Below are 23,345 nucleotides of genomic sequence, written 5' to 3'. Positions count from 1 at the left end.
AATGGCGGCATTCTAAACCCAAAAGCCCGGTGCCGGCTGCAAGCGCGGTAGTGGCTCACACGGCGCTTCTTGTATATTGCCCCGCCCGCGTTTTCAGTCAGGAGAGCCATGATGGCCAAAATCACCGTCGACCGCCCCCACAACCTGGGCATCGAGGCCGCCCGTGGCAAGGCTGAAAAGCTCGCCGAACGCTTGGCCCGCGAGTACGACGTGCGCTACCAATGGAAGGGCGACACCTTGGAATTCAAACGCAGCGGTGCCGACGGGCGCATCGAAGTCAGCGAAGACCGCGTCCACCTGCAACTCAACCTCGGCCTGCTGCTGTCGGTGATGAGCGGCAAGATCAAGAGCGAGATCGAGGAAGTGCTGGATAAGGAGTTGAGTGCCTGAAGCGGCCGAGCGGTAAACGCAACATCACCGGCGCGAAGGTACTTTTCATACAGAGCCTTGGGGCACCTCGGTTGCGAGGTACCCAAGGCGCTTTTAGCTAGAATCGAAATGCCTGGCGGCCGATCAGCAGCCACTTGCCGTCCTGTTTCTGCCAGATCTGGAAGTTCTCGATTTCCGTCGGAACGATGCCCTTTTCCTTGTTGATCGCCTGAGCCGAGAAGTGGTGACGCACCAGGGCTACGTCGCCCGACAGAGTGATCTTCTGGTTGAGCATCTTCAGTTCCTTAAAGGCGCTCTTGCCGGTTTCGATATCCGAGATGAAGGCTTTCTTGTCCTGAATGTTGCCGCTGGAGTGGCCATAAGTGAGGTTATCGGCGGTCAACGCTTCTAGCTGTGCGATGTCCTTGTGCAGCATGGCGTGGGTGAGCTTGTCGACGGCAGCGGCGACGTCGGTTTCGTCAGCAGGTGCAGCGGCTACAAAACCAGAAAACAGGCACAAAAAACCTACCAGCAGTTTCAGCTTCTTCATGTATAGAACCCTTTTTTGTAGTTGTTGGGACTAGCGGCGCTGAGTCATTGACGGTTATCCGTCGTCGTACAACTTAGCTGATTTTTAGTTTATGACAAGAGTTATCGGTCGCTTGTGAGCCCGGCCGAAAGGCTTGTGCCGCGTGGCTTTTAGCCATTATTCGGCCAGGCGGGCGGTGTGCAGGCGGTCGCTGGCATTCTGTGTGGTGATCGCACCTCTGGGGGTTAGTGCGTCCAGCCAGCGCCGCAGGTGTGTGCCGGCTGAGCCCCGCCAGCTTGCGCTGTGCGCTTGCAGGCGTTGCAGCTGCTCGCGCTCGGCGTCCAGTTCAAGTTGCTGAAGACGTTTGCGCAGGGTCGCCAAGGCCGCATCTCCCATGGCGGCTGCACGCCATGAGCGACGTAGCGTTCTGATTGGTTCGATCACCTCATGCTGCCAACCCTGAGCGATCTGCCGCAATTGCACCTCGCGTTCGGCGCTGTGCGCCGCGCCGCGTTGGTCAAGCCAAAGGCCGCAGAGCACCAGGCAGACATCCGCACCAGCGTCTTGTAGGGCGAGGCAGGCAGCTTCCACGCCAGGCTTGGCGTACAATGTGGTGGCGAAGGTCCACAGGTCAGCGCTCATGCGTGCTCCGAGTATGCGGCGGGGGACTCTGGTAGAATCCGCCGCCATTATGATCCGACTCCAGAATCTTACCCTACAGCGTGGCCCTCAGCGTTTGCTCGAGAACGCCGAGCTGACCCTGCACGCCGGCCACAAGGCCGGTCTGATCGGTGCCAACGGCGCCGGCAAGTCCAGCCTGTTCGCTTTATTGCGCGGCGAGTTGACGCCGGACTCGGGCGATTGCCTACTGCCCGGTGACTGGCGCATCGCCCACATGCGCCAGGAGATCGACACCCTCGAGCGCCAGGCTGTGGACTACGTGCTCGACGGCGACCACACCCTGCGCCGCGTGCAGGCCGAACTGGCGATTGCCGAGCAGAACCACGACGGCACTGCTATTGCCCGCCTGCATACCGAACTGGACAGCGCCGACGGCTACACCGCCGATGCCCGGGCGCGCAAGCTGCTGGCCGGCCTGGGCTTCGACAACGCGCAGATGGATCGCCGTGTCGGCGACTTCTCCGGTGGCTGGCGGATGCGCCTGAACCTGGCCCAGGCGCTGATGTGCCCGTCCGACCTGCTGCTGCTCGACGAGCCTACCAACCACCTGGATCTCGACGCCATTCTCTGGCTCGAAGGCTGGTTGCAGAGCTATCCCGGCACTTTGCTGCTGATTTCCCACGACCGGGATTTTCTCGATGCGGTGGTCGATCACGTCGCCCATGTCGAGCAGCGCAAGCTGACCCTGTACCGCGGCGGCTACTCGGCCTTCGAGCGCACCCGCGCCGAGCGCCTGGCCCAGCAGCAGCAAGCGTACGAAAAGCAGCAGGCGCAGCGCGCGCACATGGAAAAGTACATCGCCCGCTTCAAGGCCCAGGCCACCAAGGCCCGTCAGGCGCAGAGCCGCATCAAGGCTCTGGAGCGCATGGAGGAGCTGAGCGCGGCTCACGTCGATTCGCCCTTCGACTTCGTGTTCCGCGAGGCCGACAAGATTTCTACACCGCTGCTCAGCCTCAGCGAAGGCCGCCTGGGTTACGGCGACAAGACCATCCTGCAGCAGGTCAAACTGAGCCTGGTGCCGGGCGCGCGCATCGGCCTGCTCGGCCCCAACGGCGCGGGAAAGTCGACGCTGATCAAGAACCTCTCCGCCGAGCTGCAGCCGCTGAGTGGCAGCCTGACCCGCGGCGAAAACCTGGTGATCGGCTACTTCGCCCAGCACCAACTCGACTCGCTGGACGACAAGGCCAGCCCGCTGCTGCATTTGCAACGGATTGCGCCGGGCGAGCGTGAGCAGACCCTGCGTGATTTCCTCGGCGGTTTCGACTTCCGCGGCCCGCGCTGCGACGAGCCGGTACTGAATTTCTCCGGTGGCGAGAAGGCGCGCTTGGCCCTGGCGCTGATCGCCTGGGGCAAGCCCAACCTGCTGCTGCTCGATGAGCCGACCAACCACCTCGACCTGGAAATGCGCCTGGCACTGACCATGGCCCTGCAGGAGTTCGCTGGCGCTGTGGTGGTGGTATCCCACGACCGTCATTTGCTCAAGAGCACCACTGACGAATTCCTGCTGGTGGCCGATGGCCGCGTGGCGCCGTTCGATGGTGATCTGGAGGATTACGCCCGCTGGCTGGTGGATTACCGTCAGCGTCAGGCTGCTCCGACGGCCCCAGCGCCGGCTGGGGCAGGCAACGACAAGCGTGGTCAGCGCCAGGCCGCTGCCGCGTTGCGTCAGCAACTGGCGCCGCACAAGAAGGCTGCGGACAAGCTCGAGGCCGAACTCGGCCAGGTACAGGGCAAGCTCGCTGCATTGGAAGAGCGCCTGGGCGATAGCGGCATTTACGAGGCTGCTCGCAAGGACGAGTTGCGCCAGGCGCTGGCCGACCAGGCCGTGCTCAAGAGCCGTGAGGCTGAACTGGAAGAACAGTGGCTAGAAGCACTGGAGACCCTGGAAACCTTGCAACAGGAATTGGAGGCAATAGGTTGAATCTCGACATGATCGATCTGGCCTGGCTGACGGCCTGGAGCCAGCCGCTGATGCGCACCGGTCAGGTGATCCTGATCCTGGCACTGGCCTGGCTGGCGCAGCGCATTCTGACCCGCGGCATCAGCCGCTTGGGTAATCGTTATCCACAGCTGCCGGCGGAGCTGTTAGTGCCGCTACGTGGCCTGACCCGTTGGCTGATCCTCGGCAGCGCCTTCATGCTGGTGCTCGAACGCCTTGGTGTTTCGGCGCAGGTGTTGTGGGGCGCGCTGACTGGCTTCGTCGCGGTTGCCGCTATCGCTTTCTTCGCCATCTGGAGCGTATTGTCGAACCTGTTCTGCGCGCTGCTGATCTTCGCCCTCGGGCCGTTCCGCATCGGTGATTGCGTCGAGGTGCTGGAAAGCGCCGACAAACCCGGCGTACGAGGCCGTGTACTGGACATCAACCTGTTCTACACCACCCTCGAGGACCTGACCGGCGACGCGCCAGGCACCTGGGTACAGATTCCCAACAGCCTGTTTTTCCAGAAGGCCGTAAGGCGCTGGCGCAACGGTGATGTACCGGCAGCACGCAAGATCGAACCCTGATCGTCACTAATTCGAGGTCGTCAAAATGGCTCTGGAAACCTGGCTCGCTTTTCTCGTTGCCTGCTGGCTGATCAGCCTGTCGCCGGGGGCCGGTGCCATCGCCTCGATGTCGGCAGGGCTGCAATACGGTTTCTGGCGCGGCTACTGGAATGCTTTGGGTCTGCAGCTCGGTCTGGCGCTGCAGATCGCCATCGTCGCGGCTGGCGTCGGGGCGATTCTGGCGACTTCGGCACTGGCCTTCACCCTGATCAAATGGTTTGGCGTGGTGTACCTGCTGTACCTCGGCTGGTGCCAGTGGCGCGCGCTGCCTGCCGACATGAACGTCGGCGGTGAGCGCCCCATCGGCCGACCATTGAGCCTAGTGCTGCGTGGCTTTCTGGTGAACTTCGGCAACCCCAAGGCCATCGTTTTCATGCTCGCGGTGCTGCCGCAGTTCATCAATCCCCATGCACCGCTGACCGAGCAGTACCTGATCATTGGCGTGACCATGGTCACCGTCGACCTGATCGTCATGGCTGGCTATACCGGGCTGGCAGTGCGCGTGCTGCGTCTGCTGCGCACCCCGCGTCAGCAGCGCATCATGAACCGCAGCTTCGGTGCCCTGTTCGTTGGTGCCGCTGCCTTGTTGGCCACCGTGCGCCGCGCACCACTCTGAGCATGCGTGTCTGGATCGACGCCGACGCCTGCCCGCGGCTGGCCCGCGATCAGGTGGTCAAGTTCGCCCTCAAGCGTAATTTCGAGGTGGTGCTGGTCGCTGGCCAGGCCGTGGCGCGGCCCAACTTCGCCTGCGTGAAGCTGATCGTGGTGCCGAGTGGCCCCGATGCGGCGGACGATTACCTGGTAGAGCATGCCGTGCCAGGCGAGTTGGTGATCTGCAGCGATGTGCCGCTGGCCGATCGCCTCGTCAAGAAGGGCATCCTAGCGCTGGATCCGCGTGGCAAGGAGTTCGACGAACGCAATATGGGCGAACGTCTTGCGGTGCGTAACCTGTTTACCGACCTGCGTGAGCAGGGGCAGGTCGGTGGTGGTCAGGGTGCTTATGGAGACAAGGATCGCCAGGCGTTCGCCAACTCGCTGGATCGCTTGCTGACGCGTCTGTCGCGCGGTTGAGGTTTCCCTTACTCGTTGACGGGCTTGCTAGCTAGAGCTCTGTAAGGGCTAGGCGCCCCCGCAAAAGCGGGTGAGGAAGCGGAGTGTACTTTTGTACATGAGCATTACTCGCTTCGCTCGCCCTTCGGGCCGCGCTGAAGCGCGTTAGCCGCAAGCGGCATTCCGAACCCGTTTTTAACGCCGCAGAGCCGACGCGCAGCTGGTCGTCACTCGTGGGTCAGCTCCAGCACCCGGTCGACCAGCTTATTGATGCCCGACGCTGCTTCGGCGATGGAGTTGGCGAGCATGTAGGCTGGAGTCGTTACCAGCTTGCGCTCGTTGTCTTCGACGATATCTTCGACATGGCATTCGACGTGCTCGGCGCCCATTTGCGTCAGCGCGGCGGCGGTGTCGGCATCGTTGCCGATGGTGCAGGTCACGCCGGCACCAAAGATGCGTGCCGCCATGGCCGGGGCGATGCAGATCAGGCCGACCGGTTTGGCGGCGCTTACGAACGATTGTGCGGCGGCCAGCACATCAGCCTGCACGCTGCAGTCGGCGCCCTTGCTGGCGAAGTCGGAGAGGTTCTTGGCGGCGCCAAAGCCGCCCGGCACGATCAACGCATCGAAGTCGTCGGCACGCAGTTCACGCACATCCTTGATATTGCCGCGGGCGATGCGGGCCGATTCCACCAGCACATTGCGGGCTGGCTGCATTTCCTCGCCCTTGAGGTGGTTGATCACGTGGGCCTGGTCGATATCGGGAGCGAAGCACTGCACGTGGGCGCCACGCTGATCGAGGCGCAGCAGGGTGATGACGCTTTCGTGGATCTCCGAACCGTCGTAGACGCCACAACCGGAAAGAATCACTGCAACTTTCTTGTTCATCGACCTACTCCTGATGAAAGGCGAGCGCCGCATGGCACGGGTGGCGAGGTGCTCGCTTTGGAAAAACTGCTTAATGGTATGACTGGCCAGTCGTCCAATTGTTACAGCCTTTTGAACGTCTCGGGCGAGTCCGTCAAGCGGGCAGTGTCAGCTCTCGCGCTGTCTACGCCGGTACAGCCAGACGCCAAGACCGATCACCAGCAGGCCGCCAAACAGGTAGAACTGCACCTGGTGCAGTTCGCCAAGCAAGCCTTCCAGCGCGCGGCCGAGTTTGTAGGCGAGGGTACCGAGCACGATGGTCCAGACTCCTGCACCGATGGCGTCGAGGATCATGTAGCGCCGTGGCGAATAACCGGATATGCCAATCGCCAGTGGCATCACCGTGCGCATGCCGTAGAAGAAGCGAAAGCCCAGCACCCAAAGATCTGGGTGGCGGCGCAGGTACACCAGGGCCTTGTCGCTGAGCGCCTGCCACTTTGGCCGGCGTTCGAGAATACGGCGACCGTGACGGCGCCCAAGGTGGAACCACAGCTGGTCGCTGGCATAGGTGCCGATAAAGGCGAACAGCATGACCAGCTCGATTTGCAGAATGCCGCGCAACGCCAGGTAGGCTGCCAACAGAAGCGACATTTCACCTTCAAGAAAGGTGCCCAGCGAGAGAACCGGGTAACCAAAGTGCTGCAGCAGATTTTCCAGCATTGAAGAGAACCGTAGAAATGGGGAGGCAAGGCTACGCCGTTCGACAATCTAAAACAGCATTTGTCGAAATACTGTGAAATATCCATGGGCTAGGGTGGGCGCGGCCTCACGAGCTTTTTGCCGGTCTCGATGTGCCTTATAGGCTGCGACGCGCCGTCGCAGTATTCGTTATGGTCGTCATCATTTAGTCATAATGGCCGCTTATAACTGTCACACTTCGCCCGCTCGAGCGGGCCCAGGAGTCTGCCGTGAGCTTTACCCCCGCCAACCGCTTGTTCCCTGCCACCCGCCTGCGTCGCAACCGTCGCGACGACTTTTCCCGGCGTCTGGTGCGCGAGAACGTGCTGACCACAGACGACCTGATCCTGCCGGTATTCGTGCTCGACGGTGAGAATCAGCGTGAGGCGGTGGCGTCCATGCCGGGCGTTGAGCGTTTGTCCATCGACCTGCTGCTGCAGGAAGCCGAGAAATGGGTAGCACTGGGCATTCCCGCTCTGGCCCTGTTCCCGGTCACCCCCGCGGAAAAGAAAAGCCTCGATGGCAGTGAAGCCTGGAACCCGGATGGCATTGCCCAGCGCGCTACCCGTGCGTTGCGCGCGCGCTTCCCGGAACTGGGGGTGATCACCGACGTCGCGCTGGATCCGTTCACCACCCACGGCCAGGACGGCATTCTCGACGAAGAAGGCTACGTGCAGAACGACATCACTGTCGATGCGCTGGTCAAGCAGGCGCTGTCCCATGCCGATGCCGGCGCCCAGGTCGTCGCCCCGTCGGACATGATGGACGGGCGTATCCAGGCGATCCGCGAAGCGCTGGAGCTGGCCGATCACGTCAACGTGCGGATCATGGCCTACTCTGCCAAGTACGCGAGCGCCTACTACGGCCCGTTCCGCGATGCCGTGGGCTCGTCGCTGAACCTGGGCAAGGCCAACAAGGCTTCCTACCAGATGGACCCGGCCAACAGCGATGAAGCGTTGCACGAGGTCGCCGCTGACCTGGCCGAGGGCGCCGACATGGTCATGGTCAAGCCGGGCATGCCCTATCTGGACATCGTTTCCCGGGTGAAAACCGAATTCAAGGTGCCGACCTTTGTCTACCAAGTCAGTGGTGAATACGCGATGCACATGGCCGCCATCCAGAATGGCTGGCTGAGCGAAGCGGTGATTCTCGAATCACTGACCGCCTGCAAACGAGCGGGTGCCGATGGCATCCTCACCTATTTCGCCGTGCGTGCGGCCGAACTCATACGACAGGGGCAGTAGCCCTCCAGGGTAATTCAATGAGCAACGAAGGACTCAGTGAGAACGAACAGCTCGATGTACCGGTAGTAAGCCTGCCGGTTATCGACGAGGCGCCGGTGGAAACAGTCGTGGAAACACCCGTAGTTGAAACCCCGGCGGTTGTCGTGCCCGGTCTCGATGACAGCAGCCTGTACATCCACCGCGAGCTGTCGCAGTTGCAGTTCAACATCCGCGTGCTGGAACAGGCGCTGGACGAGTCCTACCCGCTGCTCGAACGCTTGAAGTTCCTACTGATCTTCTCCAGCAACCTCGACGAGTTCTTCGAGATCCGCGTCGCCGGTCTGAAGAAGCAGATCAATTTCGCCCGTGAGCAGGCCGGTGCCGATGGTCTGCAGCCGCACCAGGCTCTGTCGCGCATCGCCGATCTGGTGCACGAGCAGGTTGGCCGTCAGTACACCATTCTCAATGACGTGCTGTTCCCGGCGCTGGCCAAGCACGGTATCAACTTCATTCGTCGCCGCTACTGGACGACCAAGCACAAGGCCTGGGTGCGCCGTTACTTCCGTGACGAGATCGCGCCGATAATCACGCCGATCGGCCTCGATCCGACGCACCCGTTCCCGCTGCTGGTCAACAAGAGCCTGAACTTCATCGTCGAGCTGGAGGGCGTCGATGCCTTCGGTCGCGACTCCGGTCTGGCGGTAATCCCCGCGCCACGCCTGCTGCCGCGGATCATCAAGGTGCCGGAGGAAGTCGGTGGCCCGGGCGCCAACTACGTGTTCCTGTCGTCGATGATCCACGCGCATGCCGACGATCTGTTCCCAGGCATGAAGGTCAAGGGCTGCTACCAGTTCCGCCTGACCCGTAACGCCGACCTGTCGGTGGACACCGAGGACGTCGAAGACCTGGCCCGCGCCCTGCGTGGCGAGCTGTTCAGCCGCCGCTACGGTGACGCTGTGCGCCTGGAGGTGGTCGATACCTGCCCGAAACACCTGACCGATCAGTTGCTCAAGCAGTTCGGCCTGTCGGAGCACGAGCTCTATCAGGTCAACGGCCCTGTCAACCTGACTCGCCTGTTCAGCATCACCGGTCTGGACAGCCATCCGGAACTGCAGCATTTACCGTTTACGCCAGTCATTCCCAAGCTGTTGCAGAACAGCGAGAACATCTTCAGCGTGGTCAGCAAGCAGGACATCCTGCTGCTGCACCCCTTCGAGTCGTTCACGCCGGTCGTCGACCTGCTGCGTCAGGCCGCGAAAGACCCGCACGTGCTGGCGATCAAACAGACCCTGTACCGCTCGGGCGCCAACTCGGAAATCGTCGATGCGCTGGTGGAAGCCGCGCGTAATGGCAAGGAAGTCACCGCGGTGATTGAGCTGCGTGCACGCTTCGACGAAGAATCCAACCTGGCGCTGGCCAGCCGCCTGCAAGCCGCCGGTGCGGTGGTGATCTACGGTGTGGTCGGCTTCAAGACCCACTCGAAGATGATGCTGATCCTGCGCCGCGAAAACGGCGAGATTCGCCGCTACGCGCACTTGGGCACCGGTAACTACCACGCCGGTAACGCGCGGCTGTACACCGACTACAGTCTGCTGACTGCCGACGTGGCGCTGGGCGAGGACGTATCCAAGCTGTTCAGCCAGCTGATCGGCATGGGCAAGACTCTGCGCATGAAGAAGCTGCTGCACGCGCCCTTCACCCTGAAGAAGACCCTGCTCGACCTGATCGCCAAAGAGACGGCGGCGGCTGCCGAAGGCAAGCCGGCGCACATCATCGCCAAGTTCAACTCGCTGACCGACGCGAAGATCATCCGCGCGTTGTACAAGGCCAGCCAGACCGGCGTGAAGATCGACTTGGTGGTGCGCGGCATGTGCTGCTTGCGGCCGGGTATTCCCGGGGTGTCGCATAACATTCAGGTGCGCTCGATCATCGGTCGCTTCCTGGAGCACACCCGCGTTTACTACTTCCTTAATGGCGGTGACGAGCTGATCTACCTGTCCAGCGCCGACTGGATGGAGCGCAACCTCGACAAGCGTGTGGAGACCTGCTTCCCGGTGGAGGGCAAAAAGCTCATCACTCGGGTCAAGAAGGAGCTGGAGACCTACCTGACCGACAATACCCACGCCTGGGTGCTGCAACCGGACGGGCGCTATGTGCGGCTCTCGCCAACCGGCAACCAGAACTCGCGCAGCGCGCAGGCCACCTTGTTGGAGAAACTCAGCGCGCCGGTAATCATTCCGCGCTGAGTTGTTGCTAGAAGGTTGCTGCAAAAAGAAAACGGGCCAAATGGCCCGTTTTTCGTTGTGGAGAACCTAAAACCAGGCGTCCTGCATCGTCACGCAGGTGTCGTCACGCTCTTCCAGCAAATCCAGATCGTGATGACAGCCCGGTACTTCACGCAGCAGGAAGTAGCGCGCTGCCTGCAGCTTGCCGCTGTAGAAGACGGCGTCGGCCAGGTTGCCTGCGAGGCGGCCTTGCTCGGCACGTACGGCCTGCTCCAGCCAGCGCCAGCCGATCACTAGGTGGCCAAATACCTTGAGGTACAGCGCCGAGTCAGCAAGCGCCTCGTTGACGCGGCCCTGCTGGAGATCGCCAAGCAGGCCGAAGGTGACGTCCGACAAGCGCTTGAGCAGTGATTCCAGCGGCTGGCGTAGGTCGTCGAGCTTGGTGAAAGGTTCAGCGCGGCCGCAGGTGGCGATGATCTGCCGGCTCAATGCTTTCAGCGCGGCGCCGCCGTGCTGGCCGACCTTGCGGCCGAGCAGGTCGAGAGACTGGATGCCATGGGTCCCTTCGTGAATCGGATTCAGGCGGTTGTCGCGGTAGTACTGCTCCACCGGATGATCGCGGGTGTAGCCGTGGCCACCGAGGATCTGGATCGCCAGGGCATTGGCCCGCAGGCAGTATTCCGACGGCCAGGATTTGGCGATCGGCGTCAGCAGGTCGAGCAGCTGGCCGGCCTGTTCGCGCTGCTCGGCATCCTCCAGCGTATGGCTGTCGTCGCACAGGCGCGCGCAATACAGCGCCAGGTCGAAGGCGCCCTCCACATAGGCTTTCTGGGTCAGCAGCATGCGCCGAACATCGGCGTGTTCGATGATCGCCACCTGCCCGGCGAGCGGGTTCTTGCCATCCGGCAGGCGGCCTTGGGTGCGCTGACGGGCGTAGTCCAGCGAGTACAGGTAACCGGCGTAGCCGAGCATTGTCGCGCCCATGCCAACGCCGATACGGGCCTCGTTCATCATCTGAAACATGTAGGAAAGCCCAGCATGCGCTTTGCCCACCAGGTAGCCGACACAGCCGCCGTGATCGCCGAAGTTAAGCGCCGTGGAAGTAGTGCCACGCCAGCCCATCTTGTGGAACAGGCCTGCCAGCACCACATCGTTACGGGCGCCCAGGCTGCCGTCTTCCTCGACCATGAACTTCGGCACGATAAACAGCGAGATACCTTTCACGCCAACTGGTGCGTCAGGTAAGCGAGCCAGCACCAGATGGATGATGTTGTCGCTGAGGTCGTGATCCCCGCCGGAGATGAAAATCTTGTTGCCCTTGAGACGGTAACTGCCGTCGCCCGCCGGTTCCGCGCGGGTGCGGATGTCTGCGAGGGACGAGCCCGCGTGAGGTTCGGTCAAAGCCATGGTGCCGAAAAAGCGGCCTTCGATCATCGGCTGCAAGAAGCGGCTTTTCTGCAGCTCATCGCCAAAGGCTTCGATCAGGTTGGCGGCGGCCATACTCAGCAGCGGGTAGGAGGCCGTGGCGATATTGGCTGCCTGGAAATGCGCGAAGCAGGCCTGAGACAGCAGCGTGGGGAGCTGCATGCCGCCAGCGTCGAAGTCCCGTGTGGCGTTCAGAAAACCCGCCTCGTTGAATGCGTCTAGCGCGGGTTTGACCTCGGCGATCAGTTGCGCACCGCCATCGACGTACTGCGGCTCATGCTCGTCGTTCTTGCGGTTGTGCGGCGCGAACAGGTTCTCGGCGATGCTGCGCGCAGTGTTCAGTGCGGCGTCGAAGGTTTCCCGGTTATGTTCGCTGAACCGTGGGCGCTGGCTGAGCGCTTCGGCATCGAGCACTTCGTAGAGTTCGAACGCCAGGTTGCGGGCGCTTAGCAGAGTGTCGGGCATGGTGGCTCTCCGGTGGATTGAGGCCAGTCTAGGGCGCAGCGAGCGCGTCGCCAGCATCATCGAAGCCGGTGATACCTAGGGAGAAGCTGAGCGCCGTCTCTCCTGGCGCTGCACTGCGCACGCAGGCCGGCTACAATTCGCCTCCTGCTCAGGAGCCGATGATGAATTACCGCCACGCCTTCCACGCCGGCAACCATGCCGACGTGTTGAAACACCTTGTGCTGTGCCGCCTGTTCGCGCTGCTGGCGCGCAAGGAGGCGCCCTATGCGTACCTGGACAGCCACGCGGGCGTAGGTCTTTACGACCTGACTGGCGACCAGGCTAGCCGTACCGGGGAGTGGCGCGAGGGGATTGGCCGCCTGTGGGACGCGATCGACGTTCCGGAGCCGCTGCTCGATTATCTGGAAGTGATCCGGGCGATGAATCCCGACGGCGTACTGCGGCATTACCCCGGCTCGCCTGAGCTGGCGCGCCTGCAGACCCGCGAGCAGGATCGCCTGCACCTCAACGAAAAACATCCCGAAGACGGCCAGTTGCTCAAAGAGAACATGTCCGGCGATCGGCGCGTGGCGGTACACCTGGGTGAGGGCTGGCACCTGCCGCGCGCGTTGCTGCCTACGCGCGAGAAGCGCGCGGTGATGCTGATCGATCCGCCATTCGAGAAGGCTGATGAGCTGGAGCGTTGCGTCACCTCGCTCAACGAGGCCATCGGCCGTATGCGCCAGACCATCGTGGCGATCTGGTACCCGATCAAGGATGAACGTCAGCTCAAGCGCTTCTACCGCGACATGGAAAAGAGCGCCGCGCCGAAACTGCTGCGCGCCGAGCTGTTCGTACACCCGGCGGACGAAGCAGGGCGCCTGAACGGTTCGGGCTTGCTGATCAGCAATCCGCCATGGGGCCTGGAAGAAGAGCTGCGCGAGCTTTTGCCCTGGCTGGCCGAGCGTATGGCGCAAAGCAAGGGAGGCTGGCGCCTGGATTGGCTGATCGCCGAGCAGCAGCCCTAAGAGCCTGTTCACGATATTTAAGTCCAGCTTCGTCGATTTTGGCCGCTAAGTGGCGGAAGCAGTCGGTCGTTCCCGTAGGGTGGACAACGCTCTTTTTGTCCACCATCGCGATTGCAGGGCGGTGGATGGGTGAAGCGTCATCCACCCTACAATTGGATGTTCGCTCTTGCCTTGTAGCTGGCGCTTCATGCTTATAAAGATCATGAACAGGTGCTGAGGCTGCCGCAACGTTTGAGCCGCCATCTGCTTAACGGCGCCGCGGGTCGACGTAGTAGGTCAGTTGCTGGCGCGGGTTGAGGTATTCGAGCGCTTCGGGCGGCAGCTGCGAAGGGCGCATGCTGCTGGCGATGGACAGTTTCGGCTCCGCTTCGAGATTGACGATCAGAGCTTCTTCCTTGGGCACTGCCGGGTCGTAGATGATCAGCGTCGGCTTCATCGGCAGTGTCGGGTGCATACCCAGCACCAGGGCGTAGCGCTCGTCCTCGAGCTGCACCAGGCTGCCAGGCGGATAGACGCCCATGCAGCGGATAAAGGCTTTCAACGCAACATCGTCGAAACGCACCCTGTACTGCGGCAGGAACATCCGCGCCAGTGCTTCGTGTGGGCTTAGCGCCATTCGCGGGTCGACGGGGTTGCACAGGTTGTCGAAGTGGTTGGCGATGCACACGATACGGCTCAAGCGGCCGATTGAGGCTTCGCGCAGCTGCTGTGGATAACCGCTGCCATCGCAGTGCTCATGGTGCTCGTAGATGATCCGCAGCACGTCGTCATCGAGCATCAGCTTTTCGCCCATGCGCTTGCCGTACAGCGTGTGCATTTCCAGCAACTGTTGTTCCGGGCGGGTCAGCGGTGGCGGCTTGAGCAGCACCTTGCTGGGCAGCTCCAGCTTGCCGATGTCATGTAGCAGCGCGCCCATGCCAAGCATGTGGCTGGCCTCGGCATCCAGGCCCAGCTGGCGACCGAGCATCATCGACAGCACGGTGACGTTGAGCGAGTGGATGTAGGAGTCTTCAGCTGCCTTGCCAGTGATGCTGTGCAACGCAACGCCATCTTCGCCAAGCATGGTGGCGACCATCTCATGAACCAGTGCGCCAGCCTGCTTGACCGACTCTTCGGGCTGGTTGCGCAGGCTCTGGTTGAGTGCCTTGACCCGCTGGCTGGCCTGGACGAACGCGCGATCAACTTCCGATAGCCGCTTGCGCAGCACGCTCAACTGTTGCACCCGCGCTTGTCGCGCCTGTTCCTGAGGATCTGGTGGCGGCGGTGGAGGGGTCGGCTGCGCCGGACTTTCGGGCAGCGGCAACGGTTCGCAATCACTGCGCGCCGGGTCATAGCGCAAGCGCTTGAGGCCCAGAGCATGCAGCTGCTTGAGCTGGCCTTCGTCCTTGATCTTGAAGTTGCTGAAAGCAAATGAGTGCTCCCACCAGCTCAGGTCCAAGTGAACATAGAGGCCGACGCAAAGTTGATCGGGGGAGATGTAAGGGAGGTTGGCGGGCATGCCGTGCTCGTCGTTTGCTGGCTAATTGCCAACAGTTTAGCCGGCTGGTGACGTGATGGCAGCAGTTCTTCAGGCCATCACGTCGATGCTGGTGCCCAGATTTGGCGGATTGCTGGGAGCACTGACCGGGGCAACGGGCTGCATCAGCCCGCTGATATTGGCGGTCTGCAGTTCAAGCGTCTTTTTCAGCAGCAGGAGCGACATCTGTGCAGAGAACTGCGCAGCTGCCTGACTCGATACCTGGCTGGAAATGCTGCTCAACTCCACGTCCGTCTGCTCCTGTTACTGAGGTGGAAGGCACACACCCGTGCCGCCCAGGCCACAATAGCCTTCCGGGTTCTTGGCCAGATACTGCTGGTGGTAGGCCTCAGCGTAGTAGAAGGTTGGCGCCGGGGCGATTTCGGTGGTGATCTCGCCCAGGCCTGCCTTGCGCAGCTCTTCCTGAAACTGCGCCTGACTGGCTTGAGCGGCCGCCAGCTGTTGTTCGTCAGTGCAATAGATCGCCGAGCGGTATTGGCTGCCGATGTCGTTGCCCTGGCGCATGCCCTGGGTCGGGTTGTGCACTTCCCAGAAGACTTTCAGCAACTGCTCGTAGCTGGTCAATTGCGGGTCGAACACTACCAGCACCACTTCGGCGTGGCCGGTCAGGCCCGAGCAGGTTTCTTCATAGGTTGGGTTAGGCGTATGGCCGCCTGCGTAACCTACGGCGGTGCTCCACACGCCCGGTTGTTGCCAGAAGCGCCGCTCGGCACCCCAGAAACAGCCCAGGCCGAAAATGGCAGTCTGCAGGCCGGCGGGGAAGGGGCCTTGCAGCGCGTTACCGTTGACGAAGTGCGCATCGGGTACCGAAATCGGCGTTTCGCGACCAGGCAGCGCCTGTTCAGCACTTGGCAGTTCGAGTTTGTGGGCAAGAATTTCCGAGCGTAAGGCCATGCTGAGTGTTCTCCGAATCATTGTTCTGGGGTAGACCGCAGCGGCTGACGGATGTTGATTACCGTCTAGCGGCCGGGCGCCGCGGGTAGCGTTTGAGACTTTCTACCAGATCACGGCCGGGAATGGGACGATCAAACAGATAGCCTTGGCCGATATCGCAATTGTGGCGGCGCAGGAACGCCAGTTGCGCAGGGGTTTCGACGCCTTCGGCGACGACCTTGAGTTTGAGGTTGTGGGCCATGGCGATCACTGCAGAGGTGATTTCCATGTCGTCCTCGTTCTCGGGGATGTCCTTGATGAAGCTGCGATCAATCTTGATCACATCGATCGGGAATTTCTTCAGGTAGCTGAGCGACGAGTAACCAGTGCCGAAGTCGTCCATGGCCAGGGTCAGGCCGAGCTGCTTGAGGGCATTGAGCTGGCTGCGTGTGCTGTCGGTGGCTTCCAGCAGCAGGCCTTCGGTGAGTTCCAGTTCGAGCAGCTCCGGCGGCAGTTGCTCTTCTTCGAGAATGGCGGCGATCGAGCCGACCAGATCCGGATCGCTGAACTGCTTGGGCGACAGGTTGATAGCCACCTGTAGATTGCCCAGCCCAACAGCGGTCAGTTGCTTGCTCATGCGGCAGGCCTGGAGCACCACCCACTTGCCGATCGGTACGATGAGCCCGGTTTCCTCGGCCACACTGATGAACTGGTCCGGGCGGATCATGCCGCGCTCCGGGTGATGCCAGCGCAGCAACGCTTCCATGCCCAGCAACTGCCCGGTTTTCAGGCACAGCTTGGGTTGGTAGAACACTTCCAGCTCGTTCTGCGTCAGGGCGCGGCGCAGGTTGTTTTCCACGAACAGCTTGTAGTTGGCTTCGGCATTGAGCACATCGGTGAACACCTGCAGCTGGTGTTTGCCGTTGGCCTTGGCCTTGTGCAGGGCCAGGCCCGCATGTTTCATCAGCGTTTGCGGATCAGCGCCGTGCTCTGGCGAACAGGCCAGGCCCACGGAGCCGCTGACGTTGATCAGTTGGTTGTCGACGAACAGCGGCTTGTCGAGGGTTTCCAGCACCTGTTGGGCGATCAGCTGGCCGCGTTGGCTCTCGCAGTTGTCGAGCAGAATGGCGAATTCGTTGCTGGCGAAGCGCGCCAGGGTGCCTTCACCGCTGAAGCTGTTACGCAGTCGCTTGGCCAGGCTGACCAGCAGCTTGTCACCAGTCTGGTGGCCGAGGGTGTCGTTGATGCGCTTGAAGTTGTCGATGTCGACCAGCAGCAGGCTGATTGGCGTGGGGTTGCCGGCAAAGCGCTTTTCCAGTGCGCGAATGAACGCGTAGCGGTTGCCCAGGCCGGTGAGGTTGTCGCTGTAGGCCAGGCGCTCAATGCGCTGCTGGGACTGCTTGGTTTCGGTGATGTCTTCGTAGATTCCGATGTAGTGAGTCAGGGTGCCGTCGTCGGCATGCACCTTGGAGATCGAGAACTGGCTCCAATAGGGCTCGAGGTTCTTGCGACGGCTCTTGAACTCACCCTGCCAGCTGTTGTGTTCGGCGAGCCCGGATTCGCTGTCGAACAGCAGCTCGCTGAGATTCTCAAGGGCCGGCAGCTCGGAGAGCTGGCGGCCCTGTACTTCGTCGGCACTGTACTGGGTGATCGCGGTAAAGCTGGGGTTCACATACTCCACCATGCCGTCGCGGTTGAGCAGGATGAAAGCGCTGGCGCTCTGCTCGACGGCGCGCTGGAACAGATACAGCGCGCTAGTGGCGTTGCGGCGTTCCTGGTTGCTCAGCACGCTGGCGTACTGGTCGGCCAGCTCGCCAGCAAAGGCGACTTCGTCGGCCTGCCAGGCGCGAGGCCCGCCGCTGTGTTCGAGGCACAGCACCGCGACCAGCTCACCGCCGACTCGGATGCTGGCATCGAGAATGGCAGTTACCGATTTTGGTCGCAGGTAATCGTCGAGCAGCTCGCGGGTACGCGAGTCGTTTTCGGCGTCGTGAGCGTCGAGCGCACGGCCTTCCTTGAGCGCGCGCAGGTAGTTTGGGTAACGACGACCATCGATGGGCAGTAGTATTTCGTCGTGGCCCTCATCCGCGACGTAGAGTGCCACGGGCTCAAGGGTGTCACCGTTGATGTGCCAGATACCGGCGCGGGCGATGCCGTAGATCTCACAGGCGCTGCGGGTGATCAGCTCAGCTGCTTCGCTACGCGGGTCATTGCCCTGATAGCGCTGGCTGGCCAGCCGCACGATCAGCTGCTGCTGAGCGAGGGCACGTAGCTGATGTTGCTGCAGCTCGGCCTGGCTGCGCTGCAGGTCTTCGAGAGAGTCCTGCTGCGGCGACGGCGTTGCTGCCATCTGGTCATTGGCCACCAGCAGGTAGCCACGTAGCAGCGAGCGGCCGCGCTGCTTGAACGGCTCGCCGAGCTCCATCAGTTGCAGCGGGCCCTGCGGTGTGTGCAGGGTATAGCGCACCATGTAGCGTGGCGACTGGATAAGTTGTTGCTGAATGGAGTCGTGCAGGCGGTAGCGCGCTTCCGGCTCCATCAGGCTGGCATAGGGAGTTTCCACGAGGTTGCAGAGATCACTGGGCTGGATGCCGAGCTGTTTCTCGCAGGAGGCGTCGATAAATAGGAGCAGCCAGTTGGGTTCATTCATCCGCTCGAAACGCATCATGCCCAGCCGCGAAGGCACGGGCAGTTGCGTCACGACCTCGGCCGCTGCGCGACCTGCGGTATCGGGATGGCTTTTCATCGAATGGCTGTATCCATCAACTAGCACAGGCAAACGCCTGGCCTCTTCACTATAGCGCTACAAGGGGTGTTGCCATATCTCCCTGACCGCTCTAAGGCGGAAGTGGCGCTAGGTTGCACCATGGTGTAACGGCTGACAAGGAATCTAATGGCATTATGATTTCTTTATTTCAACTGCCTGATTTAAAAGTACTAATTTTCGGAAATTAAGTGGGGCTTTATATCGTTTTTGCAGCTCTGACGATGTCTGTTGCTGCAAAACGAGCAAAAAAAACCCCGCCTGGTTGGGCGGGGTCGAGCGAGGTACGAGCGTGGCGCTCGAAAACCTATCGCTTACAGCAGCATGGTACGGATGTCAGTCAGCACATCGCCCAGGCGCTTGGTGAAGCGCGCAGCGGCCGCACCATTGATCACGCGGTGATCGTAGGACAGCGACAGCGGCAGCATCAGTTTGGGCTGGAAGGCTTTGCCATCCCAGACCGGCTGGATGGTGGCCTTGCTGACACCAAGGATCGCCACTTCCGGCGCGTTAACGATCGGCGTGAAGCCGGTGCCGCCAATGTGACCGAGGCTGGAGATGGTGAAGCAGGCGCCCTGCATGTCGTCAGCCGAAAGCTTCTTGTTGCGCGCTTTCTCAGCCAGTGCAGCGGCTTCGGCAGCCAGTTGCAGCAGGCTCTTCTGATCGACGTTCTTGATTACCGGCACCAGCAGGCCATCCGGGGTATCGACAGCGAAGCCGATGTGCACGTACTTCTTGCGGATCACCGCCTTGCCGCTCGGCGACAGGGAACTGTTGAAGTCCGGCAGTTCCTTGAGCAGGTAGGCGCAGGCCTTGAGCAGCAGCGGCAGCACGGTCAGCTTGACGCCGGCTTTCTCGGCGACGGCCTTCTGCGAGACACGGAAGGCTTCCAGCTCGGTGATGTCGGCCGAGTCGAACTGCGTCACGTGCGGCACGTTCAGCCAGCTGCGGTGCAGGTTGGCAGCGCCGACCTGCATCAGGCGGGTCATCGGTACTTCTTCGACTTCACCGAACTTGCTGAAGTCGACGGTCGGGATCGGCGGAATGCCAGCGCCGCCGGTAGCACCGGCAGCCGCGGCGGCAGGCGCCGACTTGGCTTTCTGCAGCTCGGCTTTGACGTAAACCTGCACGTCTTCCTTGAGAATGCGACCTTTGGGGCCAGTGCCAGGCACGGCGCTCAGCTCGACGCCGAATTCACGGGCCAATTGGCGTACCGCCGGGCCAGCATGTACCTTGCTGCCATCACGGCTTGGTGCGGCAGCCGGAGCTGCTTGCGGTGCGGCTTTGGCAGGCGCGCTGCCCTGAACGTTGGCCGGTTTGGCCTGCTCGGGTGTAGCGGCGGGTGCCTGAGCGGCGGCAGCGGGCTTGGCCGCGGCTTTGCCCTGTACCTTGAGGACCAGAATCAGATCGCCGGTCTTGGCTTCGTCACCCACCTTGATGGCGATGCTTTCGATCACGCCAGCTTTGGGAGCAGGGATTTCCATGCTCGCCTTGGCCGATTCGAGGGTGATCAAAGATTGCTCGGCTTCTACGCTGTCGCCAACCTTGACCAGCATCTCGATGACGCTGGCAGCATCGGCGCCGATGTCCGGAATACGCACTTCTTCGCTGCTCTCGCCAGCCTGCTCTTCGGCGGCTGCAGGCGCAGCTGCTTCGGCAGGGGCGGCAGCAGGTGCAGGCGCCTGCGCGCTGGCAGCCTGTTGCGGTTGAGCGCCAGCAGCGCCCTTGAGCACCAGGATCAGATCGCCGGTGCCGACTTCGTCACCCACCTTGACCGACACGCTTTCCACCACGCCCGCGGCAGGCGATGGAATTTCCATGCTGGCCTTGTCGGACTCGAGGGTGATCAGCGACTGGTCGACTTCGATAGTGTCGCCCGGCTTGACCGCTACTTCGATGATGCTGGCCTTGGCGCTGGAACCGATGTCCGGCACTTTGACTTCCTGAGCCTCGGCGCTGCCAGCCGACTGAGCTTGACGCTCGGCCGCTGGCGCTGCGGCGGCGGCAGGCGCTTCTTGCTCTGCTGGAGCGGCTTCGGCAGCAGTATTGCCTTCCACGTCCAGCTCGAGCAGCTCGTCACCTTCTTTCAGGTTGTCGCCCAGCTTGACCTTCAGGCTCTTGATGACGCCGGCTTTGGGGGCCGGAATTTCCATGCTGGCCTTGTCCGACTCGAGGGTCAGCAGGCTCTGGTCGGCTTCGATGCGGTCGCCAACTTTGACGAACAGCTCGATGATTTCACCCTCACCACCGCCGATGTCGGGTACGCGAATCAATTCACTCACAATGCGTCTCCTCAGCAGTCCAGTGGGTTGCGTTTTTCAGGGTCGATACCGAACTTGACGATGGCCTCGGCCACCACCTTGCGCTCGATTTCGCCACGATCGGCCAGCGCTTCGAGCGCGGCCAGAACAACCCAGCGACGGTCCACTTCGAAGAAGTCGCGCAGCTTGCGACGGCTGTCGCTGCGGCCGTAACCATCGGTACCCAGAACCTTGTATTCCTTGACCGGAACCCACTGGCGAATCTGTTCGGCGAACAGCTTCATGTAGTCGGTGCTGGCCACGACCGGGCCTTTACGGCCGCTCAGGCACTGCTCGACGTAGCTCTGCTTGGGCTCGTCGCCCGGGTGCAGGCGGTTGCTGCGCTCTACGGCCAGGCCGTTGCGACGCAGTTCGTTGAAGCTGGTAACGCTCCACACATCGGCACCGATGTTGTAGTCGTTGCGCAGGATCTTCGCCGCTTCGCGAACTTCGTTGAGGATGGTGCCGCAGCCCATGAGTTGGACGTGGTGGGCGGCTTCCTTCTTGTCCTCTTCGAGCAGGTACATGCCTTTGATGATGCCTTCTTCGACACCTTCGGGCATGGCAGGCTGCTGGTAGTTCTCGTTCATTACAGTGATGTAGTAATAAACGTTTTCCTGCAGGGTCATCATCCGGTGCGTGCCTTCGCGCATGATCACCGCCAGCTCGTAAGCGTAGGTGGGGTCATAGCTGCGCACGTTGGGGATGGTGCTGGCAAGAATGTGGCTGTGACCGTCTTCGTGCTGCAGACCTTCGCCGTTCAGCGTGGTGCGGCCGGAAGTGCCGCCCAGCAGGAAGCCGCGGGTCTGGCCGTCACCGGCAGCCCAGGCAAGGTCGCCGATACGCTGGAAGCCGAACATCGAGTAGAAGATGTAGACCGGCAGCATTGGCTGGTTGTAGTTGCTGTAGGCGGTACCGGCAGCGATGAAGGAAGAGAACGCACCGGCCTCGTTGAGACCTTCCTGGAGGATCTGGCCGTCCTTCTCTTCGCGGTAGTACATCACCTGGTCGCGGTCGACCGGCTCGTACAGCTGGCCGACAGGCGAGTAGATACCCAACTGGCGGAACATGCCTTCCATACCGAAGGTGCGCGCCTCGTCAGCGAGGATCGGCACGATGCGGCTGCCCAGCTCCTTGTCCTTGATCATCGACGCGAGGATGCGACCGAAGGCCATGGTGGTAGAGATTTCGCGGTCGCCCGAACCATCCAGAACGGCCTTGAGGGTTTCCAGCGGCGGTGTCGGAATGCTCTTGGTGCCACGGTTACGCTGCGGCAGGTGACCGCCGAGCTTCTCGCGACACTTGCGCAGGTACTTCATTTCCGCGCTGTCTTCGGCAGGACGGTAGAACGGCAGTTCTTCCAGCTGCGAATCGTTCAGTGGGATGTCGAAGCGATCGCGGAATTTCTTCAGCGACTCGATATCAACCTTCTTGGTGTTGTGCGCGGTGTTCTTGGCTTCGCCGGCACCGGTGCCATAACCCTTGATGGTCTTGGCCAGGATGACGGTCGGCTGGCCTTTGTGGTTGACCGCCTGGTGGTAGGCCGCATAGACCTTGTACGGGTCGTGGCCACCACGGTTGAGGTTGAAGATTTCCTCGTCCGACAGCTTCTCGACGCGTTTGAGCAGCTCTGGGTCGTGGCCGAAGAAGTGCTTGCGCACGTACGCGCCGTCTTTGGCCTTGTAGTTCTGGTACTCGCCGTCGATCGCCTGGTCCATACGGCGCTGCATGCGGCCATCTTCGTCCTGGGCGAACAGTGGATCCCACATGCGGCCCCAGATGACCTTGTTGACGTTCCAGTTGGCGCCGCGGAACACGCCTTCGAGTTCCTGGATGATCTTGCTATTACCGCGAACCGGGCCGTCGAGGCGCTGCAGGTTGCAGTTGATGACGAAGATCAGGTTGTCGAGGTTTTCGCGGCCGGCCAGGGAAATGGCGCCCAGGGTTTCCGGCTCGTCGGTCTCGCCGTCGCCGATGAAACACCAGACTTTCTGCTTGCCGGCTGGAATGAAACCGCGGTTTTCCAGGTACTTCATGAAGCGTGCCTGGTATATCGCGGTGATCGGGCCCAGGCCCATGGAAACGGTCGGGAACTGCCAGAAGTCCGGCATCAGGTGCGGGTGCGGGTACGACGACAGGCCGCCACCGTCCACTTCCTGACGGAACTTGAGCATCTGCTCTTCGCTCAGACGGCCTTCCAGGAAGGCGCGTGCGTAGATGCCAGGAGAGGCGTGGCCCTGATAGTAGATCAGGTCGCCGCCATGTTCTTCGGTCGGAGCCTGGAAGAAGTAGTTGAAGCCGATGTCATAGAGGGTCGCGCTGGAGGCGAAGGTGGAGATGTGACCACCCAGATCCGGATCCTGCATGTTGGCGCGCATGACCATGGCCAGAGCGTTCCAGCGAACGATCGAGCGAATGCGACGCTCCATGAACAGGTCGCCCGGCATACGCGCTTCGCGTGTTACCGGGATGGTGTTGCGATAGGGAGTGGTAATCGAATAGGGCAACTGTGTGCCGCTACGAGTGGCCAACTCACCCAGGCGCGTCATCAGATAGTGGGCACGGTCTTCGCCTTCCTTGTCGAGGACGGATTCCAGTGCGTCCAGCCATTCCTGGGTTTCGATTGGATCGAGGTCTTGCATGGCTTGCTCCAGAGCGGAAAGGCTTCCAGAATCGGAAGCCAGGATGCGTGGCCGGCTTTTTGAGCGGGCACGTTAATTCTTGGAAATACCGGTTAGGTAGATCCGGC

At 61.7% G+C, this 23,345-nt stretch carries 19 protein-coding genes; 8 read left to right on the top strand and 11 right to left on the bottom strand.

What is annotated here, in order from left to right; translation table 11 throughout:
* Positions 1-111 precede the first annotated feature (111 nt).
* The gene (locus tag BUC40_RS13550) at positions 112-390 is read left to right on the top strand and encodes a polyhydroxyalkanoic acid system family protein (RefSeq protein WP_073266551.1); all 279 of its coding nucleotides are present in this window, start codon (positions 112-114) and stop codon (positions 388-390) included.
* A gap of 97 nt (positions 391-487) precedes the next feature.
* On the opposite strand, the gene BUC40_RS13545 is transcribed toward BUC40_RS13550, so the two are convergent.
* Together BUC40_RS13545 and BUC40_RS13540 are read right to left on the bottom strand one after the other, a co-directional pair.
* Positions 488-919 carry a nuclear transport factor 2 family protein gene (locus tag BUC40_RS13545; protein ID WP_073266549.1) on the bottom strand — a complete coding sequence of 144 codons (432 nt, stop codon included), beginning with the start codon at positions 917-919 and terminating at the stop codon, positions 488-490.
* A 156-nt stretch (positions 920-1,075) separates the two neighbouring features.
* Complete coding sequence (locus BUC40_RS13540; protein ID WP_073266548.1) at positions 1,076-1,540, bottom strand: TIGR02444 family protein; 465 nt, start codon at positions 1,538-1,540, stop codon at positions 1,076-1,078.
* A gap of 49 nt (positions 1,541-1,589) precedes the next feature.
* Between BUC40_RS13540 and BUC40_RS13535 the strand changes: the two genes are divergently transcribed.
* Genes BUC40_RS13535 through BUC40_RS13520 form a run of 4 tightly spaced genes read left to right on the top strand, consistent with a single transcriptional unit; the run spans position 1,590 to position 5,194 of the window.
* Positions 1,590-3,500, top strand: coding sequence for an ATP-binding cassette domain-containing protein (locus BUC40_RS13535; RefSeq protein ID WP_073266546.1), 1,911 nt, complete (start codon positions 1,590-1,592; stop codon positions 3,498-3,500).
* An 8-nt stretch (positions 3,501-3,508) separates the two neighbouring features.
* Entirely contained in the window at positions 3,509-4,084 is a 576-nt protein-coding gene (locus tag BUC40_RS13530; protein WP_073266544.1) for a mechanosensitive ion channel family protein, read from the top strand.
* Between the two features lie 25 nt (positions 4,085-4,109).
* Positions 4,110-4,739 (top strand): homoserine/homoserine lactone efflux protein, encoded by a 630-nt coding sequence (gene rhtB, locus BUC40_RS13525; RefSeq protein ID WP_073266542.1) that lies wholly within the window; start codon positions 4,110-4,112, stop codon positions 4,737-4,739.
* A gap of 2 nt (positions 4,740-4,741) precedes the next feature.
* Entirely contained in the window at positions 4,742-5,194 is a 453-nt protein-coding gene (locus BUC40_RS13520) for a YaiI/YqxD family protein (RefSeq protein ID WP_073266540.1), read from the top strand.
* Between the two features lie 206 nt (positions 5,195-5,400).
* Here the strand turns inward: BUC40_RS13520 and elbB are convergent, their stop codons facing one another.
* Both elbB and BUC40_RS13510 read right to left on the bottom strand, forming a co-directional pair.
* The gene (gene elbB, locus BUC40_RS13515; protein WP_073266539.1) at positions 5,401-6,060 is read right to left on the bottom strand and encodes an isoprenoid biosynthesis glyoxalase ElbB; all 660 of its coding nucleotides are present in this window, start codon (positions 6,058-6,060) and stop codon (positions 5,401-5,403) included.
* Between the two features lie 147 nt (positions 6,061-6,207).
* Positions 6,208-6,759 (bottom strand): DedA family protein, encoded by a 552-nt coding sequence (locus BUC40_RS13510; RefSeq protein WP_073266537.1) that lies wholly within the window; start codon positions 6,757-6,759, stop codon positions 6,208-6,210.
* Between the two features lie 248 nt (positions 6,760-7,007).
* Here BUC40_RS13510 and hemB point away from each other — a divergent pair, with 248 nt between their 5' ends.
* Both hemB and ppk1 read left to right on the top strand, forming a co-directional pair.
* Positions 7,008-8,021 carry a porphobilinogen synthase gene (gene hemB, locus BUC40_RS13505; protein WP_073266535.1) on the top strand — a complete coding sequence of 338 codons (1,014 nt, stop codon included), beginning with the start codon at positions 7,008-7,010 and terminating at the stop codon, positions 8,019-8,021.
* Between the two features lie 17 nt (positions 8,022-8,038).
* A complete protein-coding gene (gene ppk1 / locus BUC40_RS13500) occupies positions 8,039-10,246 on the top strand; it encodes a polyphosphate kinase 1 (protein WP_073266533.1) in 2,208 nt (735 codons plus the stop codon).
* Between the two features lie 66 nt (positions 10,247-10,312).
* Here the strand turns inward: ppk1 and BUC40_RS13495 are convergent, their stop codons facing one another.
* A complete protein-coding gene (locus BUC40_RS13495) occupies positions 10,313-12,115 on the bottom strand; it encodes an acyl-CoA dehydrogenase (RefSeq protein WP_073266531.1) in 1,803 nt (600 codons plus the stop codon).
* Positions 12,116-12,276: 161 nt separating this feature from the next.
* Between BUC40_RS13495 and BUC40_RS13490 the strand changes: the two genes are divergently transcribed.
* Entirely contained in the window at positions 12,277-13,122 is an 846-nt protein-coding gene (locus BUC40_RS13490; protein WP_073266529.1) for a 23S rRNA (adenine(2030)-N(6))-methyltransferase RlmJ, read from the top strand.
* A gap of 247 nt (positions 13,123-13,369) precedes the next feature.
* Here the strand turns inward: BUC40_RS13490 and BUC40_RS13485 are convergent, their stop codons facing one another.
* The 6 genes from BUC40_RS13485 to aceE all read right to left on the bottom strand — a co-directional run bounded on the left by BUC40_RS13485 (position 13,370) and on the right by aceE (position 23,238).
* Positions 13,370-14,620, bottom strand: coding sequence for an HD-GYP domain-containing protein (locus tag BUC40_RS13485; RefSeq protein WP_073266527.1), 1,251 nt, complete (start codon positions 14,618-14,620; stop codon positions 13,370-13,372).
* 69 nt (positions 14,621-14,689) lie between these two features.
* Positions 14,690-14,887, bottom strand: a complete 198-nt coding sequence (locus tag BUC40_RS13480) for a putative motility protein (protein ID WP_073266525.1) — start codon at positions 14,885-14,887, stop codon at positions 14,690-14,692.
* A gap of 15 nt (positions 14,888-14,902) precedes the next feature.
* The gene (msrA, locus tag BUC40_RS13475) at positions 14,903-15,553 is read right to left on the bottom strand and encodes a peptide-methionine (S)-S-oxide reductase MsrA (protein ID WP_073266523.1); all 651 of its coding nucleotides are present in this window, start codon (positions 15,551-15,553) and stop codon (positions 14,903-14,905) included.
* Positions 15,554-15,611: 58 nt separating this feature from the next.
* A complete protein-coding gene (locus BUC40_RS13470; protein ID WP_073266521.1) occupies positions 15,612-18,278 on the bottom strand; it encodes a putative bifunctional diguanylate cyclase/phosphodiesterase in 2,667 nt (888 codons plus the stop codon).
* Between the two features lie 332 nt (positions 18,279-18,610).
* The gene (gene aceF / locus BUC40_RS13465; RefSeq protein WP_073266515.1) at positions 18,611-20,578 is read right to left on the bottom strand and encodes a dihydrolipoyllysine-residue acetyltransferase; all 1,968 of its coding nucleotides are present in this window, start codon (positions 20,576-20,578) and stop codon (positions 18,611-18,613) included.
* A gap of 11 nt (positions 20,579-20,589) precedes the next feature.
* Complete coding sequence (aceE, locus tag BUC40_RS13460) at positions 20,590-23,238, bottom strand: pyruvate dehydrogenase (acetyl-transferring), homodimeric type (RefSeq protein WP_073266508.1); 2,649 nt, start codon at positions 23,236-23,238, stop codon at positions 20,590-20,592.
* Positions 23,239-23,345: the final 107 nt, after the last annotated feature.

Origin of the sequence: Phytopseudomonas punonensis (assembly GCF_900142655.1) — a bacterium.
GTDB classification, from domain to species: domain Bacteria; phylum Pseudomonadota; class Gammaproteobacteria; order Pseudomonadales; family Pseudomonadaceae; genus Aquipseudomonas; species Aquipseudomonas punonensis.
This window is presented reverse-complemented; position numbering and strand designations above follow the sequence as displayed.